Raw genomic sequence first — 21,670 nt, 5'->3', positions numbered from 1 at the left:
GCATGGAACAAATTGCCAATTGCCATGCTTTTATCTCCCAATAGCTATGCTTTTGCCCCGCAATATGCATGCTATTGCTCACCTATTAACATGCTATAAAAGGCCGTTTTGGCACAAATAGATGGAGTTTTTGTCACAAACACATCTCTTATTGATGGCCTTCAAAGTTAGAAAACCATCTAACTCACTCACCATCAAGCGGATAATAAAACCGTTGAATCCTTGGCTTATTTTCAGCACATCAACAGGTTGGCTTCAAAAACGCCCAGCATTTGTGTTAAAAAGACGTAGCGACCGCGGGCTTTTCACCAATAAATATTCTGCTTGACGTAATAAACACAATGCGTCATTCCTACATGAAAGCACCGCATGTCTACCAGCAAAATTCAGCACAAAGGACGCATTGTTCATATAAATTTATTATCTTTGCATGGTTATAGAAGAGAGCTTATTGATGGACAAGACTAATTTAAGGCTTTTACCCCAAATAAATTACCCCGAAGACTTACGAAAACTCAGCGTTGAAGAGTTGCCAGAGGTGTGTCGTGAACTTCGCGAAGACATCATCCAAGAGGTCTCCGTAAACCCCGGACACTTTGCGTCTTCACTGGGAGCCATTGAGATTACCGTGGCCTTGCACTATGTGTTTGACACGCCGAGCGACAAACTTGTATGGGATGTGGGGCATCAAGCCTATGGACACAAGATACTCACCGGGCGCCGGGAGTTGTTTTCCACCAACCGGAAGCTGCATGGACTGCGCCCATTTCCCACGCCTTTGGAGAGCCAGTACGACACCTTCACCTGTGGACATGCCTCCAATTCCATCTCGGCGGCATTGGGTATGGCCGTCGCAGCCAAGAAAAGTGGCGAGAATGACAAGAAGATTGTAGCCATCATCGGCGATGGTGCCATGAGTGGTGGATTGGCATTCGAGGGACTGAACAATGTTTCGTCGACTCCGAACGACCTTCTCATCATCCTCAACGACAACGACATGAGCATCGATCACGCAGTGGGGGGCATGGAAAAATACCTCCTAACCCTCGATACGAATGCCACTTACAACAAGCTGAGGTTCAAGGCTTCGCAATGGCTCCATCAACGTGGCTACCTTAGTGAGAACAGAAAGAAAGGCATCTTGCGGCTCAACAACGCCATCAAGTCGGCCATCAGCCGCCAACAGAACATCTTCGAGGGCATGAATATTCGGTATTTCGGACCTTTTGATGGACACGACGTGACTGAAATCGTGCGCATCTTGCGACAGCTGAAGGACATGAAAGGCCCCAAACTGCTGCATCTGCACACCACCAAAGGCAAGGGATACAAGCCTGCAGAGCAGTCACAAACCGAATGGCATGCACCAGGTAGATTCAACGCCGAGACGGGTGAACGCATCGTTAAAGACTGTTCTGAAGAACCACCACGTTACCAAGACGTTTTTGGTGACACGCTGGTAGAGCTCGCTTTGCAGAATCCAAAGATTGTAGGGGTCACCCCTGCCATGCCAACCGGTTGCTCGATGAATAAACTGATGAAAGCCATGCCCGACCGAGCGTTTGACGTTGGCATTGCCGAAGGACACGCGGTGACCTTTTCCGGCGGCATGGCAAAAGAAGGTTTGCAGCCATTTTGCAACATTTACAGCTCGTTTGCGCAACGCGCTTACGACAATATCATCCACGACTTGGCCATCCTCAACCTACCCGTCGTACTGTGTTTGGACCGTGCGGGACTTGTTGGTGAGGACGGACCCACGCACCATGGCGTGTTCGACTTGGCCGCCTTGCGCCCCATCCCCAACCTGACCATCGCTGCACCGATGGACGAAAAGGAACTGAGACGGTTGATGTACACGGCTCAACTGCCCGACAAGGGCATGTTTGTCATCCGTTATCCGCGCGGCAGGGGGGTGAACAAAGATTGGAAATGCCCCCTGGAAGAAATCAAAGTGGGCACGGGTCGCAAGTTGAAAGACGGCGACCAGGTGGCCATTCTCACAGTAGGCCCCATTGGAAATGATGCACAGAAGGCCATTGAAGCATTGCCTCAGCAGGACAAGGTGGCTCATTACGACATGCGGTTCATCAAACCTTTGGACGGAGATCTGTTGGATGAGATTGGGAAAAAGTTCAAGAAGGTCATCACAATTGAAGACGGCGTGCGCAACGGCGGCTTCGGTTCGGCCGTCTTGGAGTGGTTCAATGACCATGGATATGCCCCAAGCGTGCAGCGAATGGGATTGCCCGACGAGTTTGTGGCGCATGGTTCAGTGGACGAACTGAGGAGAATCGTGGGACTGGACGCACCTCACATCAAGCAAAACATCGAAGAAATGCTGGCATCAGACCAAGTCTGAAATACTTGAAACATCAAAGGATTTTCGAAAAATCACATAGACATGAAGATTATTATCTGTGGCGCTTACGGCATCGGCACACATCTGGCCAAGATGCTTTCACGCAACCATGAAGACATTACGCTGATTGATGAAGACGACGAACGGCTGGCTCAGATAGGAAGCGACTTTGACCTACTGACCGCACAAGCCTCGCCCAGCAGCATCAAGGCACTGCATGAAGCGGGCGCTGAACATGCGGATTTGTTCATTGCCGTAACGCCCGAAGAGAGTCTGAACATCACTTCGTGCGTTCTGGCCAAAGCTTTAGGAGCCAAGAAGACCGTGGCTAAAATCAGCAACAGCGAATACACAGCCCCCGAACTACAGGATTTCTTTACCGGATTGGGTGTCAGTTCGCTGATTTACCCAGAGAAGTTGGCCGCCGTAGACATCATCAACGGACTCAAAATGTCGTGGGTTCGTCAGCGATGGGATGTCCACAATGGCGCATTGGTGATGTTGGCCATCAAGCTAAGGGAAACCTGTGAGATACTCAACAACCCGTTGAAGAACCTCTGCGGACCCGATGATCCGTATCATGTGGTGGCCATCAAGCGTTTGAACGAAACCATCATCCCCGGTGGTAACGACGAATTGAAGCTCTACGACTTGGCTTATTTCATGACAACTACACAATATATCCCCTACATCCGCAAGATAGTGGGCAAAGAACTGTATGTAGACGTGAAGAATGTGATGATTATGGGCGGCGGTGCAACGGCCGTCAGAGCCATTAATACCATGCCCGACTACCTGGATACCAAACTCATTGAAATCAGCGAGGAGCGATGTGAAGAGCTCAACAACCTGTTGGACGACGACAAAGCGCTTATCATCAACGGCGACGGTCGTGACACCCAGCTGCTGATGGAGGAAGGCATTAAGAACACACAAGCCTTCGTTGCCCTGACCAACAATGCCGAAACCAACATCCTGGCCTGCCTTACGGCCAAACGATTGGGCGTGCGAAAGACCGTTGCCATGGTGGAAAACGTTGACTATGTGAGCATGGCTGAAAGCCTGGACATCGGCACTATCATCAACAAAAAGGCCATTGCGGCCAGCCACATCTACCAAATCATGCTCGATGCCAAAGTCATAAACATGCGCTTCATCATGTCTGCCAATGCCGATGTGGTTGAGTTCGTGGCCCAAGAAGGTTCTCGCGTCACCAAAAAGCCTGTGAAAGATTTAGGTTTACCCAAGGAGGCAACCATCGGAGGACTGGTCAGAGGAGATGAAGGGATGCTCGTTTCGGGGCACACACAGATACAGGCTGGCGACATTGTGATGGTGTTCTGCCATAACATTAACCTCAAGACGATAGAAAGACTCTTCATTTAGCAAAGTCAAAACAGCAAACAATGATTAACCTCAGGACTATATATAAAGTGATAGGCTCGCTACTTTTCATCGAAGCCTTCATCCTTTTCGCCTGTTTCGGTATGGCTCTTTTCTACGGTGAAGATGACGCCATGGCTTTTCTTCTGTCGGTATTCATCAGTCTCTTCACAGCCTTTATCCTGAGATACCTAGGCCGTAACTCCAACAACACCTTGTCCAGGCGCGACGCTTACCTGGTGGTAACGCTCTCATGGATAGTCTTTAGCTTCTTCGGCACGTTCCCCTTCACCCTCAGTGGCTACATTCACGGCTTCACGGATGCCTACTTTGAAACGATGTCGGGATTCACCACCACCGGCGCTACCATCATAGATGACGTAGAAGTGTTTCCCCACGCCCTACTCTTTTGGCGCTCACTGACCCAATGGATTGGCGGCTTGGGCATCGTATTCTTCACCGTTGCCCTGCTTCCCTCCATGGTAGGAGGCTCTGTTCAGGTGTTTGCAGCCGAAGCAACCGGCCCCATTAAGTCGAAATTACACCCACGGCTCTCCACCAGTGCCAAGTGGATTCTCACCGTGTACCTCGTTCTGACCATCGCTTGCATAGGCTGTTTCATCCTTTATGGCATGAACTGGTTCGATGCTGTCAACTATTCAATGACCACAACGGCTACGGGAGGCTTTTCCACACACAACAGCAGCACCGAATATTTCCACTCTCCAGCGCTGGAATACATCTGCACTATTTTTTGTTTTCTCTCGGGAGTGAACTTCACTTTGCTGTACACAGCGGTGGTGAAGCGGCGCTTCAAAGCATTATTCAAAAGCTCTGAGTTCAAGTTCTACCTAAGTGTTGTCATCCTATTCAGTTTGTTCATCATGCTCGAACTGATGATTAATCGGGGTTACGACTTAGAACCAGCATTCCGTTCGGGCGTCTTCCAAGTTGTTTCGTTCATCACCACCACTGGTCTGTTCAACGATGACGCCGGCCAATGGCCACACGTCACCTGGGTCATCCTGGCCACCTGCATGTTCATCGGAGCCTGTTCTGGCTCGACGAGTGGTGGCTTCAAGTGCATCCGAGTGGTGATGTTGCTCAAAACTATCCGCAATGAATTTAAACAAATACTGCACCCCAACGCCGTACTGCCTTTGAAGGTCAACGACACCAACATACCTTACCAGAAGCGAGGAACCCTTCTGGCCTTCCTCACCATGTACCTCATCTTGTGCCTGCTGGCCTCGTTCGTACTGATGATGGCCCACATCGACAGCACCAACTCCATCACCATCATCCTCAGCTGCATCGGCAATGTGGGGCCAACGCTGGGACTTGAAATCGGACCGACGATGAGTTGGAGCATGCTGCCCGGCTTTGTAAAATGGGTATGTGCACTGCTCATGCTCATCGGGCGTTTGGAAATATTCAGCGTGTTGGTCATCCTGTCACCAGCGTTCTGGAAAGATAATTAAACAAGAAGACAACAAATCTGTCAACATAAAATAAAAAAATATGAAACCACTCAAGTTTAAACCCCTGCTCAAACAAACCATTTGGGGGGGCGACAAAATCATTCCATTCAAGAAACTCGACGAACAACTGGAAAACGTTGGCGAGAGTTGGGAAATATCCGGCGTGAAAGACAACGAGACCCTCGTCAGTGAAGGCGAGTATGAAGGCCGCGCCTTGAACGACGTTGTGCGCGAATTGAAAGGCAAACTCATTGGAGAAGCCAACTATGAGCGCTTTGGTGACGAGTTTCCCCTGCTCATCAAGTTCATTGATGCCCGACAAGATCTTTCCATCCAGGTACATCCCACGGACGAGATTGCCAAGAAACAAGGGAAGAGCCGTGGCAAAACGGAGATGTGGTACATCATGGACAGCGACAAAAACGCACACCTGCGAAGCGGACTGAAGAAAGAAATCACGCCCGAAGAGTACAAACAGATGGTGGAGAACGATACCATTCTCGACGCCATTGCCGACTACTCGGTTAAAGAAGGCGACTGCTTCTTCCTGCCAGCCGGCCGCATTCACAGCATTGGCACGGGATGCTTCCTGGCCGAGATTCAGCAAACATCCGACGTGACCTACCGCATCTACGACTTCAAGCGCAAGGACAAGAATGGCAACTATCGCGAACTGCACACCGCGCAGGCCGCCGAATGCATCAACTATAACGTGGAAAAAGATTATCGCACCGATTATACGTCGACCAAGAACCAAGGTGTGAGCCTCGTTCACTGTCCCTACTTCAACACGGCCGTATACGACCTTGACGAGCCAATGACGCTCGATTACAGCGAGTTGGACAGCTTTGTCATCCTCATTGGCGTGAAGGGTGAGGGCAAAATCACAGACAACGAGGGGAACGAAACCTCACTCTGCGCCGGCGAAACCATCTTGATTCCCGCCACAACCCGGGAGTTAAAGGTGGAAGGAACCGTGAAGTTCCTCGAAACCTACGTTTAAAAAAGAGTAGCAAAGAAACCCACAATCAGGAAAGGTCTGCATCATGGACACACGTCATGGTGCAGACCTTTCTTGTAATGGTTAATCGTTTGGTTGACAAGAAGATATAGATATCCTTCCAATAGCATTGAGTTTGGCCTCCAAAGTCAATGCTATTAATGCCCAAACTCAATGACATTGGAACGCAAACTCAATGACATTGAAACCCATGCTCAATGCCCCATTCGTGACATTGCATCAATGCAGGTATGCCGCAATGGTGTCAAAGCCCTTGAAAACGCCAATAGATTTTAATAAAAGGATGCTCAGCACCAGCACGACGCCAAAGTACAGCGTGTTGAAAAAGGCGTTCTTAACATCCTTCTCCCGTACATTCTCCCTCATCGACTTCACATAATTGTATACGCCAGGCACCACGATGACCAGCAGCAAGCAAATTCCCAATACGGCAAAAATCAAATCTAACATCATCAAATGGTTTTAAATATTTATCTGGGCACAGGTTACTCTCGGTCTGTGTCGCTGGTTGTACGATTTTGTTTGGTCAGCTCTAAATATCGTTGAAGATCAGCCTGTATGCGCGCCACCGGCTCTGACTGCTTGTAACGGGTGTTCTTTTTGAGCATCGACGGAATGGCTTCGATGCTGTTGCGGTAACAAGACAGTTCGTTACGCTGCTGTGTGCCGTGAACACTTTGTTGAGAAATCTCTACTTCTCGCTCACGAATAAGCTGCATACAAACCTTGTTAAGCATGGGCACCACTACCTTATCGAAGAGATGATGACCTTGTATATATAAATAGGTGGTATCGGGGGTCACACCCAGTCGCTTGATATCCTCCTTTACTTGCAGATAATTTTCCTTGTTGTTTGGATATTTTTGTTGCAGTTGGTTGATGCGCTTGCCCACCTTTCTGCGCACTCTGGCCACCATGTCCTCAGCCTTCGCCATGGTAAAGTGTCCCGGTTCGATGACGCGCAGAAAGTCCATGATGGTGAACTCGCCGTAATTGGGCGTTCGATAAAACCAGATGCTCCATATGAAAAGCGGGAAGATGGCTCGCGAATAGTCGCGCAGGTAAGCCTCCATGTCAAAGATGTGGTGGTCGTTGAGGGTAACCATGACACTGGTTTCGTACAACGATGGCGCATAGCATTGCAGGTTTTCAATGGCGTAAGCGTAGGTGTGAAAGACGTAAGGATTGGTTGTTACCTGCTTTGACATCTCGGTGGCACCCTGCATAAGATAGTCGTAATCGGCGTCCACGCAGGCAATCATGTCACGTCCTACTTTGTCCATGAGCAGGTTCATCAGCACCGCTTTTTTGCCTCTATCAAGACGTTGCATGCGAGAGGGCAACATCACCTGGAAATACCGGGTGTCGTCTTCGAAGTCACTCAAGACAGAACGCCAGAAAAATATGTCGTCGTAACTCTCCACATAGGCTGCGATGCGGCGTCTGGCGTTTTGCGACTTCATCTTGTTAGCCGCCTCGAAATAGCGTGAGGAGAGGTTGTCTTTTAGTTTTTTGCCCATGGTTCATGTATCTTTTTCACATCCAGACCTTTCCTATCTGTGAACATCCGTTATGTCACTAACCTCGGTAACATGTCCCATCCACCCATTCATGATGACGGCAGGCGAATGCGTAGTGAGGATAATTTGAACATTGGGATTGAGTTGCAGTATCAGGTCGATGAGTTGTTCCTGCCAATCAACGTGCAAACTCACCTCTGGTTCGTCCATGAGCAGCACGTAGGGCAGGCGATCTTCCACCAGCACGGTGAGCAAGATGGCCAAGATTTGTTTCTCGCCACTTGACAATTGGTAGGGCAAGAGCTTCTCTCCCATCTGCATGAAACGTATCTCGTTCTCGGTTCTGACGATGGTTTTGCCCGTTTCGGCAAACAGTTTGTCCACCATGTCTTGAAATTTCAACTTGTTGGCCGATACGCGTTGCGCCTCAACGGCTGCATCTGCGCCCCCCTTCTGCAACACCTCGATGATGCGGTTGCCGATGTTTACCTGATAATCCAGATACTTGCGCTGCAACTGAAAGAGCTGCCAGTCTAGTTCTGTGGCCAAACTAATGTCTACCTTGGCAACCATCTCCGAGCTCATCAACGGTCGGTCGAACGACCGGATGATATCATAACGGATGGCCGTAGCATCGGCCGGTGACACCGTGATGTGCACCCCTTTGGGCAAATGCGAGTTGAAGTCGCCACCTTCTGACAAGCTTTTGATCACCCGGTTCAAGATGGTGCTCTTGCCAACACCATTGACACCGCTCAGCACGTTAACCTGTCTGTCAAGATTCCAGGCCACATGCTTGCGACCACTCCACAACGAGTCTATCTCTACCCTTTCGATGTAATCAGCGTATTTCATGAGCTTTGTGCGTTATGTACCTGAGGTTGGCATGAAACAATGCGAGCCAATCATGACGCATCAGGTACTGTTAGTAGGGCAAATATAAGCAATTATCACCAATGCAGCAAGCACAATGGCCTTTTAATGACATCAATTTTAGAAGTCAGCACGTTCTATTCGTCAAAGAAAGGAGGATTCACAAAGATGCAAAATACCACAATCGTGGTAGGCCAAATACCGTTATCGTGCGATTGCATGTCAGCGTTTTTTTGTGTATATTTGCAATATCATTCATGGGGAGCAACGCCGCATGACAATATTTCCGCATCCACCGTCGAGAAAACGACACGCTGAACGAGAACAAGCAACATGCTATAGGACGGAAGAGCATGATGAGGCGAGCACCCAGATACTATTTATTCATTAAAAACGAGATACAATATGAGCAAGATTGCAAAACAAATGACAGACTTGATTGGTAAGACTCCTTTGGTAGCGTTGAACAAATATTCAGCCTTTCGCGGGCTTAAAACGCCCCTTGTGGCCAAGGTTGAGTTCTTCAATCCAGGCGGCAGCGTGAAAGACCGCATCGCCTTAGGAATGGTGGAAGCCGCAGAGAAAGACGGAACCTTGAAGCCTGGAGCCACCATCATCGAGCCTACCAGTGGCAACACGGGCGTGGGTTTGGCGCTCGTTGCGGCCGTAAAAGGCTACAAACTGATTCTCACCATGCCCGAAACCATGAGCGTTGAACGCCGAAACCTCGTCAAAGCCTACGGTGCCAAGGTTGAGTTGACCCTTGGTAAGGATGGGATGAATGGTGCCATCAAGGCGGCCGAGAAGCTGAGAGACAGCATAGAAGGTGCAGTGATACTGGGACAATTCACCAATCCTGCTAATCCCCAGAAACATTATGACACCACGGCTGTTGAATTATGGAACGACACCGACGGTGACATTGACATCTTCGTGGCTGGTGTGGGGACTGGTGGCACGCTCTCTGGCATCGGCAAATACCTCAAAGAGAAGAAGCCCAACGTTAGAATTGTAGCTGTGGAGCCATCGGCATCCCCAGTATTGAGCGGCGGAAAATCGGGATCTCATAAGATTCAGGGCATCGGAGCCGGCTTTATTCCACAAACCTATCATGCCGAGGTGGTAGACGAGATACTGCCCGTAGACAACGATGACGCCATCCGAACAGGCCGGCAGTTGGCTCAACAGGAGGGACTGTTGGTGGGAATCTCGTCAGGGGCAGCAGTCTTTGCCGCAGCAGAATTGGCCCTACGACCGGAGAATAAGGACAAGAAGATTGTGGCGTTGCTGCCCGATACCGGCGAGCGTTACCTCTCAACGGTGCTCTATGCTTTTGACGAATATCCATTATAAAAAGCTGTAACAGCACAACTACACATCGAAAAAGCATAGCGGGAGGCCACCACAAAGAGGTTTCCCGCTATTGTATATCAATCTACCATTTTAAATAATTACCGCCAAGACTTGACAAAATGCTTTTTATTGCGTAACTTTGTAGCATTAGGCAAGTGGATATCGGCCTGCCACCAGATGCATACTTCAAGCATGCCCAGCTGGAATTATGTCTAAAAGTAATACGATTGTAACACGTTTGACATGCTTATGAAGAGCCAACGTGCTAACTTTGTCAAGTGAAAATAGATAACAAACTATATGAAAGAGAACAAATATCGTATTCTCGTTGTAGACGACGAACAAGACTTATGTGAAATTCTGAAGTTTAATTTGGAAACAGAAGGCTATGTGGTAGAAACGGCAAACTCTGCCGAAGAGGCCATGATGATGGACATTTCATCGTTCAACCTCCTGCTGTTAGACGTGATGATGGGTGAGATGTCGGGATTTTCCATGGCTAAAAAGCTGAAAGAGAATCCCAAGACAGCCAGCATTCCCATCATCTTTCTGACCGCTCGCGATACCGAGAACGATACGGTAACCGGCTTCAATCTTGGCGCTGACGACTATATCAGTAAGCCTTTCTCCATTCGCGAAGTATTGGTTCGCATTCGTGCTGTCATCCGAAGGACCAACGAAACTGACGATCACACAGAGCCGAAGACGCTGAAATACCAAGGGTTGGAGATGGATTTGGACAAAAAGACAGTGACCATCGACGGTGAAAATGTTCCTTTCACCAAGACAGAGTTCGAGTTACTGCACCTATTTCTTTCTGAAAAGGGACACGTCTTCTCACGTCAGGAGCTCATAGACAGGATATGGCCAAAGGACGTTTTGGTGCTCGACCGCACGGTAGACGTGAACATCACACGACTAAGAAAGAAGATTGGACGGTTCTCCAAGTGCATTGTCACCCGACTTGGCTTTGGATACTACTTTGATGTTCTATGAGAAAGGTATCGGTAGGCAGCAAACTATACATCAGTATCTTGGCGGTATTCTTGCTTTTTGCCATCTCGTTCATAGTCTTTCAACAGACAAGAGAAAAGCAATACAAGCGGGAACTGCTGAACATGAGGCTGCAAGGCTATAACACCAGGATGGCAGATGCCATTCAATACCTGGGCAAGAGAGACGAACAAACGCTGAGTACCTATGTAAAGACGCACAGCATACCTAACCTGCGGGTAACAATAATCGATGATCAAGGACAGGTTGTGTTTGACAATTTCCAAAAAGACTACAGCAACTTTAAGAATCATGCCAACCGTCCGGAGATAATTGAGGCACGGAAAACGGGGACAGGGTCAAGCGTAGAACGAAACAGTAAGACCCTGAAACAAGAGTTTTTCTATTCGGCAACCTACTTCAAGGATGACAAGATGACGATTAGGAGTGCCTTGCCGTACAACAACGGCTTAGCTAAGTCGCTGCAAGCCGACCAACATTTCATTTGGTTTGCACTCACAGCGATTGTCATCTTGACGCTGGTGTTGTGGCGATTTTTAAGAAGATTGTCGGCCAACATCACCAAATTGAAGTTGTTTGCCAGTCGTGCCGACCACAATGAGAGCCTCGATACCGAAGACTTAATTGCCTTTCCAGACGACGAGTTGGGCGAAATAGCCGAACGAATCATCAAGATATACAAGCGTCTTCAGAGCACCAGACAGGAACAGGACATTCTGAAAAGACAGCTTACTCAAAACATTGCGCACGAATTAAAAACGCCAGTGGCCAGCATTCAAGGCTATTTGGAAACCATCTTGGACAACCCTCACATCAATGAAGCGACGCGACAACAATTCTTGCAACACAGCTATGCGCAGAGTCAACGGCTCACTTCCTTGCTGCAAGACATCTCTACGCTGAACAGAATTGATGATGCTCCCGACTTGATGGAATACTCACCCGTGAACATCTCGCAGATGATTGAGAACATCTGCAAGGAAACGGAACTGCAAATGCATAATCATCACATGGCTTTTGTCAACAACTTACCAGAAAACGTCATCATCCAAGGCAACCAAAGTCTGTTGTACAGCGTATTTAGAAACTTGACTGACAATGCCATTACATACGCTGGTGACGGGACAACCATCACCCTTGACGGAAAAGAAGATGAGCAAGAATGGAGATTTACCTTCCGAGATAACGGCATAGGCGTATCAAATCAGCATCTTTCCAGACTGTTCGAACGATTCTATCGCGTAGACAAAGGCAGGAGTAGGAAGCTCGGTGGCACCGGACTTGGATTGGCTATTGTCAAGAATGCCATCATGTTGCACGGAGGAAGCATACAAGTTCACAATGTAGAAACAGGCGGACTCTGTTTCGAGTTTAATTTAAAAAAGAAGAAATGAAGATAATACAAGCAAGCAAACACCAGGCCAGAGAGATTGCAAAGTACATCATGCTGGCCATGAACTATGAATGTTGTCAAAACTTGGCGGGGCCTCATCATACGTTAACCGAGTTTGAAGACCTGCTGACAGAGCTCGTTGCGCTGGAAAAATCACAATACAGTTATACCAATACCCTGGTTGCATTGAACGATGAAGATGAGGTTATCGGCGTTTGCGTAAGCTATGACGGCGCCCAGCTGCATGACCTTCGGCAGCCATTCATTGACGCTGCACTCAAAAAATTCGATATAGACTACCAGAACCAGATTGATGAAGCCGATAATGATGAACTATACATCGACAGCTTGGCCGTCAATCCCGACTATCGAAGACAAGGTATTGCGAAACGACTCATATTGGAATCGATTACAAAGGCTCAATCAATGGGCATTCACAAGATTGGCTTATTGGTAGACAAAGATAACCCTTTGGCCGAAAAACTGTATGTAGCCCAAGGATTCAGGTATGTTGGTGACACCACATGGGGTGGCCATCCCATGAAACACTTGCAATATCATGCTACCTTTTTCTCGTAGGATAGGATAGCGTATTCACCGCAGCAGGCTTGCCAGCCACCAAGGTTTCGACATCCACATTCATGTAAGTGACATTACGACCGTTGTAATTCTCAATGGTGGCACAACCATTTTCGTCAGTTTTTAATCGTGGATTCCAATACAACGCCTGCGGCGGTTATCTTTCATCGTATCGTCAAATCCACTCTTAGGATACAGCAGAGGTTAACAAACGCGGTGGCATTGGCGAGGTATTGCTCAAAAACAGAACCTGTCTGTGCCATCACCGATACCGTTATCAGTAATAACACAGACAGGAATGTCGTACGTTTGTTCCCCATTATTTCATGTTTCAATCAGGTCAGCCGTACCATTTTGTAAAGCGTTGTTCAGTGAAATTATTAGGGCATAGGTATGATGAACGAACGGATAACCCAGTAACTCAAGATACCTGCAAGGTAACCAACGAAGGCTAACCAGCTGACATGCTTCATATACCAACCGAAGGTAATCTTCTCCAGACCCATCACAACCACGCCAGCCGCACTGCCCACGATGAGGATAGACCCACCAACACCGGCACAGTAAGCCAGCAACTGCCAAAAAATTCCATCAATAGCCATGTCGCCAACAGCCTCCAAGGGGTACATGCCCATGCATCCAGCCACCAAGGGAACATTGTCTACGATGCTCGAAATCACACCAATCACACCTGTCACCACATAGTGGTTGCCGTTAGACACGTCGTTGAGCCATACGCCCAGGCCTCCCAGCACGCCAATTTCTTCCAAACAAGCCACTGCCATGAGGATACCAAGGAAGAACAGGATGGTAGACATGTCGATGTTAGACAGCAGTTTGCTCACGCGCTTGCCCATTCCATCTTTCTTATGATCCAACCCACGGTAGAACACCTCGGTGACAGTCCAAAGCACACCCAGCACCAACAAGATGCCTACAAACGGCGGCAGGTGGGTCAAGCTCTTGAAAATCGGTACAAACATCAAGCCGCCAACGCCGACTATGAATATCACTTTGCGCTGCCGCTCAGTAAAGTCAAGCACATGATAGTCGGACTTCATGTTGACTTCCGCCATCTCCAACTCGCCTTTCAATGAATATTGCATGATGAATGCTGGCACAACCATGGCCATAACCGATGGCAGGAAGATTTCTTCCATCACGCCCAAAGCCGTGATAACACCCTTGTTCCACAGCATAATGGTCGTCACATCGCCGATAGGCGAGAACGCTCCACCGGCGTTAGCCGAGATGATGACCAAAGAAGCATATATCAAACGGTCTTCGTGACTATGTACCAACTTGCGTAAAATCATGATCATCACGATACTGGTAGTCAGGTTATCCAAGATGGCAGAGAGGATGAAAGTCATGAAAGCGATACGCCACAACAGGGTTCGCTTGCTCTTAGTCTTCATGACATCGCGCACGAAGTTGAATCCACCATTCTGGTCAACCACCTCGACAATGGTCATGGCACCCATCAAGAAGAACAAAGTGGTAGACGTACTACCCAAATGCTTTTCAATGACATGGCTCACCTGGTTAATCAAGTCTTGCCCCGTAACCCCAGGCATATACGCATTTGGGTCGAGCATGAACAGTGTCCAGCAGAACACGAACATCAATAAGGCAACAGCGGCCTTATTCACCTTAGTAACACTCTCAATGGCTATACATAGATAACCAATGATGAAAACGACAACAATCGCTAACGTTAAAGATGTCATAAAATTTATATCTAATTATTTTTCGTTAAGTTCAGCTGAAATCATGCTACAGAGTGCTGAAAAGTGTCTTTGATAGCCTTGGCTGAAAAATCTTTGCAAAGATAGTTGTTGCCTACTGAACAACCAAAAAAAAACACATCTTTATTATTATTAACACCCTCTTTATTTTGCAACACCCTTCTAATGGCATATCCCAACCTCAACATAGAACTACGAACCCGTCGTCGGCCTGAAAAACAGGCCAAAAATACAGATTTCCAAAAGCAATGAGATTGGCCTCTAAAGTCATTGAGTTTGACCTCCAAAGTCATTGATATTAGCCTCCAAACTCATTGAGATTGGTTTTGAAGGAAATAAGGGATGTGTTGTTTGTTTTTACATGACACATTTCAGTCACATGGGCCAGAATAATTGATAATTCCAAAATTAGAAAATAAAAAGAATGGCATTCAGCCGCTTATTCTTACTTTTTTCACTAACTTTGCAAGGTATGGATACACAAATCAACAGCGAAGCGCAATGGAGCGAAAACATCATCATCGCAGATGCTGATTATGTTGACAGCGTGACTTTTGACCTCATCGTCAACTTCGAGCGGATGATTGGGCGACGTATTCCCGCTGCTGACCTGCCCAGGTGGTTAGACTGCGTGGCGCTTGACGGCGGCATCAGGGAGGGTGAACACCAAACTCAGGTGGTGCTGATTCATCGAAAAGACAGGAAGGGCATGGAGAATTTCATGCCATCTGATTATGAAAGTGACCTGAACGGAAAGGCTTTCAAAGACCACTTGGGTGAATTCATGCTCAGTTCGCTGCCCATCGAGGAGATTGTTGATGAGACAGACTTCCTGATGGAGATTGTGCAAGCAGCATGCGAACAGCCTAATGTGAAACGCGTGATGATCGTTCCAAACTTCGAGAAAGATGGTCTGTACGACCGTATGCGCCATGTGTTGCAACAGGTAGACGACGACAAGCGCATCACGGTGTTTGCCATGCAACCCTTACCAGGAGGCAACTTCAGGCAAGAGATATTGGGCTACTCGCTGATGAACGCCTTGGGAATCAAGAGTGAAGAAATAAAATAACGTATAACAACCAACAGAAAGTGCCGCTAAAAGCGTACCCTGCGAGGCACTCTCCTCCACATGCTGGGGGTGACGGGGAATCTTTATCATGTCAAAAGTTTTAATGATTGGCGCCGGTGGCGTGGCAACAGTTGCCGCATTTAAGATTGCACAAAACCCAGAGGTTTTCACTGACTTCATGATAGCAAGCCGACGAAAGGAAAAATGTGATGAAATTGTGAAAGCAATTGGTAAGCCAAGCATCAAAACAGCTCAGGTAGATGCTGACGATGTGGAACAACTCAAATCGCTGATGAACGATTATCAACCCGAATTGGTCATCAACTTGGCTTTGCCCTACCAAGACCTCACCATCATGGAGGCTTGTCTGGCCTGTGGTTGCAACTACCTGGACACGGCCAACTATGAGCCCAGAGACGAGGCGCACTTTGAATATTCATGGCAATGGGCATACAAAGAAAAGTTTGAGCAGGCTGGACTTACGGCCATCCTGGGTTGTGGTTTCGACCCAGGCGTGAGTGGTATCTTCACCGCCTACGCAGCCAAGCATTATTTCGACGAGATACATTATTTGGATATCGTGGATTGTAATGCGGGCAATCACCACAAGGCATTTGCCACAAACTTCAATCCAGAAATCAATATTCGAGAGATTACGCAGAAGGGTCTTTATTATAAAGACGGCAAATGGATAGAAACCGAACCGTTAGAAATTCATAAACCCATTACTTACCCAAACATTGGGCCGCGTGAGAGCTATCTGATGCACCACGAAGAGCTGGAAAGTTTGGTGAAAAACTATCCTACCATCAAGCAGGCTCGCTTTTGGATGACTTTCGGAGAGCAATACCTTAACTATCTGGATGTCATTCAAAACTTGGGAATGTCGCGCATTGACGAGATTGAATACGAAGCTGAATTGGCAGACGGTTCGGGCAAGAAGGTGAAGGTGAACATTGTTCCTCTACAATTCTTGAAAGCCGTTTTGCCCAATCCACAAGACCTTGGCGAGAACTACGACGGTGAGACGAGCATCGGCTGTCGCATTCGTGGTATAAAAGACGGCAAAGAACTATCCTATTACGTTTACAACAACTGCAAACACCAGGATGCCTACAAAGAAACGGGGATGCAAGGAGTGAGCTATACCACTGGTGTGCCTGCCATGATTGGTGCCATGATGTTCCTGAAAGGTCTTTGGAAGAAACCCGGCGTTTGGAATGTAGAAGACTTCGACCCCGACCCCTTCATGGAACAACTCAACAAGCAAGGCTTGCCTTGGCACGAAGTGTTTGGAGAGGAATGAAAAGAGGCCTCTCCCCCTGCCCCTCCCCGAAAGGGAGGGGAGTGATTAGACTTTCTGCTGAAAGCATCATTGCTTACCAATAAAGATAAACAATAAATGACCGTTCATTTAATCAACAGTGAGAAATAACATTATTAAACAATAACAATAAAAAAAGAAGCTATCTACGCCCATCCCCTTTGGGGAGGGGACGGGGGTGAGGCTTCCATTTATTTATGGCAAAAGAACAAACAAACAATCCTACATCCGGCGAGGGAAAATTGAAAGCCCTACAAGCTGCGATGGCTAAAATAGAAAAAGACTTTGGTAAAGGCGCCATCATGCGCATGGGCGACGAACAAATAGCCGATGTGGAAGTAATTCCCACTGGCAGCATCGCCTTAGACGTGGCTTTGGGCGTTGGTGGATATCCACGAGGAAGAATCATAGAGATATTCGGGCCAGAGTCGTCGGGTAAAACAACATTGGCAATCCATGCCATTGCCGAAGCACAAAAAGCTGGCGGCATTGCTGCTTTCATCGATGCCGAACACGCTTTCGACCGTTTTTATGCGGCTAAGTTGGGCGTGGATGTCGACAATCTGTGGATTTCACAACCCGACAATGGTGAACAAGCGTTGGAAATAGCCGACCAACTCATCCGCTCGTCGGCTATAGACATCCTGGTTGTCGACTCAGTGGCTGCACTGACTCCCAAGAAAGAAATAGAAGGTGACATGGGCGATAGCAATGTTGGCCTGCAAGCCCGATTGATGAGTCAGGCCTTGCGAAAACTAACTTCTACCATCAGCAAAACCAATACCACATGCATCTTCATCAACCAACTGCGCGAAAAGATAGGCGTGCTGTTTGGAAGTCCTGAAACAACGACAGGTGGTAACGCGCTGAAGTTTTACGCTTCGGTGCGTCTTGACATCCGCAAGAAATCGAGTGTGAAGGATGGCGACGAGGTTCTTGGAAACCAGGTTCGCGTAAAAGTGGTTAAAAACAAGGTGGCACCTCCCTTCCGCAAGGCTGAATTTGAAATAACCTTCGGCGAAGGTATCTCAAAAATTGGCGAGATTGTTGACCTTGGTGTTGAATATGACATCATCAAGAAAAGCGGTTCGTGGTATTCGTATCAAGATTCTAAATTGGCACAGGGACGCGATGCGACCAAAAACTTACTCAAAGACAATCCAGAATTGTGCGAAGAGTTGGAAGTAAAGATTAAGCAGGCGATCGCTGATAAGATGGAATAAAAAAACATAATAAAAAAAGATGATATATTCATCCTTAAATAATAAACATTTTCTATCTTTGTAACAACATTTTCTTAACCCATAAGTCAAGGCTGGTGGTATCAGTCAAAATTGGTTCTCACTAAGCATCAATGACTAAGGAATAGGATACATTATTCATTTAATCATCGTAATTATGAGGAAATTATTTTTAACAGCAGTCATTGCATTGCTCAGTATTGGCGCTTATGCGCAAAAGGGTCAAGCCTATTTAGGTGGGCAATTGGCGTATCCAACAGAAATCGAATCGTTGGGTATTGGTGTAAAGGGTGGCTATGGAATCACTGACGCTATCCGCGCACAGGCAACATTCGACTACTTCCTAAAAAAGAACAACGTTTCTTGGTGGGATCTCAATCTGGATGTACATTATCTCTTCCCACTTGGAAACAATATCAAGGTATACCCTCTGGCGGGACTTACCTATCTCCACGCTTCTGCTGATGGCGCCATTCAATCATTCGACGAACATACAGGTAAAGTCGTGGAAGGAAGCAAATATTCATACAGTGACGGCAATCTTGGTCTTAACCTTGGTGGTGGTTTCCAATACGACCTCACAGACAAGCTTGCCCTGAATGCAGAGGTTAAATTCCAGATTATTAAAAACACCAACCAAGGCGTCATCTCTGCTGGTCTTGCCTACAAATTCTGATAAGACCGAGCTGCATGACCGTGTCAAAATACGAACAGCCTTAGCAGGCTAAGGTATTTCATATCATTCAACCATATCAACCCGTCATGAGGCGGAATGATATGGTTTTTCTTATTTATCATTCTCTTGACATACAACTGAAATTCCATCCATCAAACCTACCTACTGTTAATCTGATGAAATTGTACGCATCCTGGCAAATATTTTTCGAATGTCCATTTCTTGTTGTATACCAATGAGCATGGGAAGCTGCCCTGTCAGCTGCTTTTCTATTTCACTGAAATGTCCGGCAATGCCCTCATCCACCAGCCTGGTATCATACAGGTTCTTCAGTTCTGGCAACAACTCTCGGGCTTGTAAGTCCATCACATCACAAGTCATCAGTCCGGTCAGCGTAGGAGTGAAGGTGGTATTTTCGGCCAAGTGCTCTGTGGCAAACACAAGAAGCTCTCTAAACAAGCCTACTATTTCGTCCCGCCTGTCAGGCTGTAGAACACCAATGCTTGCCAAAGCTGTTATTGCCTGACACTTGGCATAGGTATACAGTCCCGCTTCCTTACAATAATCCAGCAGTTTGTCGATTCGATGTTGCCCAAGTTTATTCAGCGTCGGAACCAAGATATCGGGACCAAAATCACCGAAATGATACTCGTAGAACGCGGGCGACTGCCTCATCATCTCCAATACCAAATCCAAACTACTGTCACTGTTCCCCACCTCGCCCAGTAACAGAATGCACGAGCCGACAATGCCAATAAACTCTTCATCATCGCCATCAGTCAAATCTTCATCGCAGGTTAACCCCAGGTTGAACGCTAAAATTTGCTCTAAGTCTTGCCGCGATTCCTCCTTGGGCAGTGTCAGAATACGGTCTGTCAGCTCGTCTTTCAGTCCAAAGGCATTCTCCTTTTTACCCAGTTCCTGCAACAGCCACTCGTGCTTGATGGTACAGGTCGATGGATAAGGCGGATGCTTGTAGGTATAAGGCATGTCCACGAGCGCATCTGTCCCGCTGCGTGGCATGTCCCAGTCATCGTCCTCCATGTCGTCAAACTCATCTTCGTAGTCCTCATCGAAGTCATCCAAGTCGTCATTAATCATGAAGTCAAAATCGTCGCCCAGCGTCTTCCGCAGCGTGGGGAGGTACTTGCTTGCCTCCAGTTCACTGTCCACAGCCAGAAAATGCTGGCCGTCTTTGCCGAACTCATATTCTATCAGCGGCACGTCGTCGGTGTCTTCCTCCAATATATACTTCGTCAGAGCAAAGCTCTTGTCGGGCTTTATGCCGCCTTCCTCTGCAAAGTCAATGGCACCATATATCCAATTGTGAGCCTCCTCGTAGCTGCATTCCTCAACACCCTCCCGTTCCAGCGGCTTCATGAAGAAGGAAAATTCGTACGGAGTCATCCGCAGGCGGTAGAACGAGTCTTTCACACCCAGGCAAAAGGTATCCACAAAATAACACCCCACACTGACATTACCTCCAGTATGCCTACGGGTAACCACGACATGCCCCAATCCAAGTTCATGAATGGATGGTGAAATATAGCATGTCCCTATTTCAACCGACCGCATACGCTGTTTCAGATAGTCGGTATCTGACAAGAACTGTTGTCCGCCTTGCGTTTTATGTTTTTTCTTTGCCATCAGGTTGTTTCTATTATTCATTTCCAAAGATACAGAGTTTTTTCGAACGACAAAAGCATTATTGTCAATATTACACACGTCCGCCAACAATAAACATCCTCCTTTACCCAAGGTGGTTGAACGAAAATCACCCCCACATTCCCACCCCATCAATGTAATACGTCTGGCATGAATTGTTCGGTTTTTTCTGAATTTTCACCCCCAAAAACGGCTCATAAAAACTTTCAATCTAGAAAAAACAGGCGTATAGCTCATTTTGCAGGCTGTTTTTTGTATTAGGTGTTCAATAGCTCAAATTGCAGGCTGGCTTTATTCAGAATATTCAAAGAGTTTATATACCTTTGCCATGCAGTCTGAAGCATAATGGGGCTCTGCTGGGGAGCAACTCCATGAGGAATAGGATTGTATAAAACGACAAGTATGAGCAGGATCCACTATGGGTGTGGTTCCTGCTTTTTCATACTTTGAGTTTCTATCAATGCCAAGAAAAACCCATTGATGAACCTTTTGCGATTCTCTTGTGTAAGTCCGCTATGATTGTTCAAGTTTTTCTTCAGGTCAGTGAATGTTCCCTCTATCTTGTTGTTAGTATTGGGCATTCCTCGGCAGTCCTCCCGCTGCCAGGTAAAGAGATAAGGCAAGTAGAAATCAAGGCTGTTCATGGTTGACCTCAACCGTCGGTGCGTATAATGCAGCCTGCCGTCCTTGTGCAGGCTGCGGTGTTCTATCGTACCCTTCCACTTTTCCTTCCATGCTTGATATTCGCTCCTAAAATCAGCCTCGTGGATTCGATGCAGCCTGTCCACAAGAGCTTTTAAATCCCGGCTGGCCAGCATTCTTGGATTCTGCGTAAGATACCTTCTGACAATCTGCTTCATGTGGAACTGACACATCTGTACATGGTACTCGGAGAAAGACTTGAAGAGGCTCTTTTTCCCGTCAATGATTAGACCGCGTATGACATATCCACGCTTCTCAATACA

General features: G+C 47.3%; 20 protein-coding genes. 12 read left to right on the top strand and 8 right to left on the bottom strand.

Annotated elements, in window-relative coordinates:
• Positions 1-454: 454 nt before the first annotated feature.
• From dxs to HMPREF0650_RS07410, 4 genes are read left to right on the top strand one after another with little or no spacing between them, the layout of a single operon-like run.
• Complete coding sequence (gene dxs, locus HMPREF0650_RS07425) at positions 455-2,362, top strand: 1-deoxy-D-xylulose-5-phosphate synthase (protein WP_004349673.1); 1,908 nt, start codon at positions 455-457, stop codon at positions 2,360-2,362.
• Positions 2,363-2,404: 42 nt separating this feature from the next.
• Positions 2,405-3,748, top strand: a complete 1,344-nt coding sequence (gene trkA / locus HMPREF0650_RS07420; RefSeq protein WP_004349672.1) for a Trk system potassium transporter TrkA — start codon at positions 2,405-2,407, stop codon at positions 3,746-3,748.
• A gap of 20 nt (positions 3,749-3,768) precedes the next feature.
• Positions 3,769-5,226, top strand: a complete 1,458-nt coding sequence (locus HMPREF0650_RS07415; protein WP_004349671.1) for a TrkH family potassium uptake protein — start codon at positions 3,769-3,771, stop codon at positions 5,224-5,226.
• 40 nt (positions 5,227-5,266) lie between these two features.
• On the top strand, positions 5,267-6,229 hold the full coding sequence (locus HMPREF0650_RS07410; RefSeq protein WP_004349670.1) for a type I phosphomannose isomerase catalytic subunit: 963 nt from the start codon (positions 5,267-5,269) through the stop codon (positions 6,227-6,229).
• A gap of 237 nt (positions 6,230-6,466) precedes the next feature.
• Here the strand turns inward: HMPREF0650_RS07410 and HMPREF0650_RS07405 are convergent, their stop codons facing one another.
• Genes HMPREF0650_RS07405 through HMPREF0650_RS07395 form a run of 3 tightly spaced genes read right to left on the bottom strand, consistent with a single transcriptional unit; the run spans position 6,467 to position 8,622 of the window.
• Positions 6,467-6,700, bottom strand: a complete 234-nt coding sequence (locus HMPREF0650_RS07405; protein WP_040562833.1) for a hypothetical protein — start codon at positions 6,698-6,700, stop codon at positions 6,467-6,469.
• A gap of 32 nt (positions 6,701-6,732) precedes the next feature.
• Positions 6,733-7,767: a DUF4435 domain-containing protein gene (locus HMPREF0650_RS07400; protein ID WP_004349668.1), complete on the bottom strand. Its 1,035-nt coding sequence runs from the start codon at positions 7,765-7,767 to the stop codon at positions 6,733-6,735.
• Between the two features lie 33 nt (positions 7,768-7,800).
• On the bottom strand, positions 7,801-8,622 hold the full coding sequence (locus tag HMPREF0650_RS07395; protein WP_004349666.1) for an AAA family ATPase: 822 nt from the start codon (positions 8,620-8,622) through the stop codon (positions 7,801-7,803).
• A 423-nt stretch (positions 8,623-9,045) separates the two neighbouring features.
• On the opposite strand from HMPREF0650_RS07395, the gene cysK reads away from it, so the two are divergent.
• The 4 genes from cysK (at position 9,046) to HMPREF0650_RS07375 (ending at position 12,979) form a co-directional block, all read left to right on the top strand.
• A complete protein-coding gene (gene cysK / locus HMPREF0650_RS07390; protein WP_004349664.1) occupies positions 9,046-9,993 on the top strand; it encodes a cysteine synthase A in 948 nt (315 codons plus the stop codon).
• Between the two features lie 300 nt (positions 9,994-10,293).
• Positions 10,294-10,989, top strand: a complete 696-nt coding sequence (gene phoB, locus HMPREF0650_RS07385; protein ID WP_004349662.1) for a two-component system response regulator PhoB — start codon at positions 10,294-10,296, stop codon at positions 10,987-10,989.
• Positions 10,986-12,401, top strand: a complete 1,416-nt coding sequence (locus HMPREF0650_RS07380; protein WP_004349660.1) for a sensor histidine kinase — start codon at positions 10,986-10,988, stop codon at positions 12,399-12,401. Before phoB ends, HMPREF0650_RS07380 begins: the two co-directional genes overlap by 4 nt.
• Complete coding sequence (locus HMPREF0650_RS07375) at positions 12,398-12,979, top strand: GNAT family N-acetyltransferase (protein WP_004349658.1); 582 nt, start codon at positions 12,398-12,400, stop codon at positions 12,977-12,979. The genes HMPREF0650_RS07380 and HMPREF0650_RS07375 overlap by 4 nt, the downstream gene beginning before the upstream one ends.
• Here HMPREF0650_RS07375 and HMPREF0650_RS13140 read toward each other — a convergent pair.
• Genes HMPREF0650_RS13140 through nhaD form a run of 3 tightly spaced genes read right to left on the bottom strand, consistent with a single transcriptional unit; the run spans position 12,963 to position 14,709 of the window.
• Complete coding sequence (locus HMPREF0650_RS13140; RefSeq protein ID WP_004349656.1) at positions 12,963-13,124, bottom strand: hypothetical protein; 162 nt, start codon at positions 13,122-13,124, stop codon at positions 12,963-12,965. The two genes, HMPREF0650_RS07375 and HMPREF0650_RS13140, sit on opposite strands and share 17 nt — an antisense overlap.
• 19 nt (positions 13,125-13,143) lie before the next feature.
• Positions 13,144-13,299, bottom strand: coding sequence for a hypothetical protein (locus HMPREF0650_RS13135; RefSeq protein ID WP_155813609.1), 156 nt, complete (start codon positions 13,297-13,299; stop codon positions 13,144-13,146).
• 60 nt (positions 13,300-13,359) lie between these two features.
• Entirely contained in the window at positions 13,360-14,709 is a 1,350-nt protein-coding gene (gene nhaD / locus HMPREF0650_RS07370; RefSeq protein WP_004349652.1) for a sodium:proton antiporter NhaD, read from the bottom strand.
• 490 nt (positions 14,710-15,199) lie between these two features.
• Here nhaD and HMPREF0650_RS07365 point away from each other — a divergent pair, with 490 nt between their 5' ends.
• From HMPREF0650_RS07365 to HMPREF0650_RS07350, 4 genes are all read left to right on the top strand, one after another.
• Complete coding sequence (locus HMPREF0650_RS07365; protein WP_040562830.1) at positions 15,200-15,799, top strand: DUF6621 family protein; 600 nt, start codon at positions 15,200-15,202, stop codon at positions 15,797-15,799.
• An 88-nt stretch (positions 15,800-15,887) separates the two neighbouring features.
• Positions 15,888-17,105, top strand: a complete 1,218-nt coding sequence (locus HMPREF0650_RS07360; RefSeq protein ID WP_004349648.1) for a saccharopine dehydrogenase family protein — start codon at positions 15,888-15,890, stop codon at positions 17,103-17,105.
• Between the two features lie 215 nt (positions 17,106-17,320).
• Complete coding sequence (recA, locus tag HMPREF0650_RS07355) at positions 17,321-18,346, top strand: recombinase RecA (RefSeq protein WP_004349647.1); 1,026 nt, start codon at positions 17,321-17,323, stop codon at positions 18,344-18,346.
• A 175-nt stretch (positions 18,347-18,521) separates the two neighbouring features.
• The gene (locus HMPREF0650_RS07350) at positions 18,522-19,040 is read left to right on the top strand and encodes an outer membrane beta-barrel protein (protein WP_004349645.1); all 519 of its coding nucleotides are present in this window, start codon (positions 18,522-18,524) and stop codon (positions 19,038-19,040) included.
• Between the two features lie 168 nt (positions 19,041-19,208).
• On the opposite strand, the gene HMPREF0650_RS13370 is transcribed toward HMPREF0650_RS07350, so the two are convergent.
• Positions 19,209-20,687, bottom strand: coding sequence for a hypothetical protein (locus tag HMPREF0650_RS13370; protein ID WP_040562848.1), 1,479 nt, complete (start codon positions 20,685-20,687; stop codon positions 19,209-19,211).
• A gap of 434 nt (positions 20,688-21,121) precedes the next feature.
• Positions 21,122-21,670 (bottom strand): IS256 family transposase, variant Zn-binding type (locus tag HMPREF0650_RS13545; RefSeq protein WP_004349642.1); only part of this gene is annotated, 549 nt, incomplete at its 5' end.

It is taken from the genome of Hoylesella buccalis ATCC 35310 (assembly GCF_000177075.1).
GTDB lineage: Bacteria > Bacteroidota > Bacteroidia > Bacteroidales > Bacteroidaceae > Prevotella > Prevotella buccalis.
Note: the sequence above shows the minus strand (reverse complement) of the source record. Positions and strands in the feature narration are given on the sequence as shown.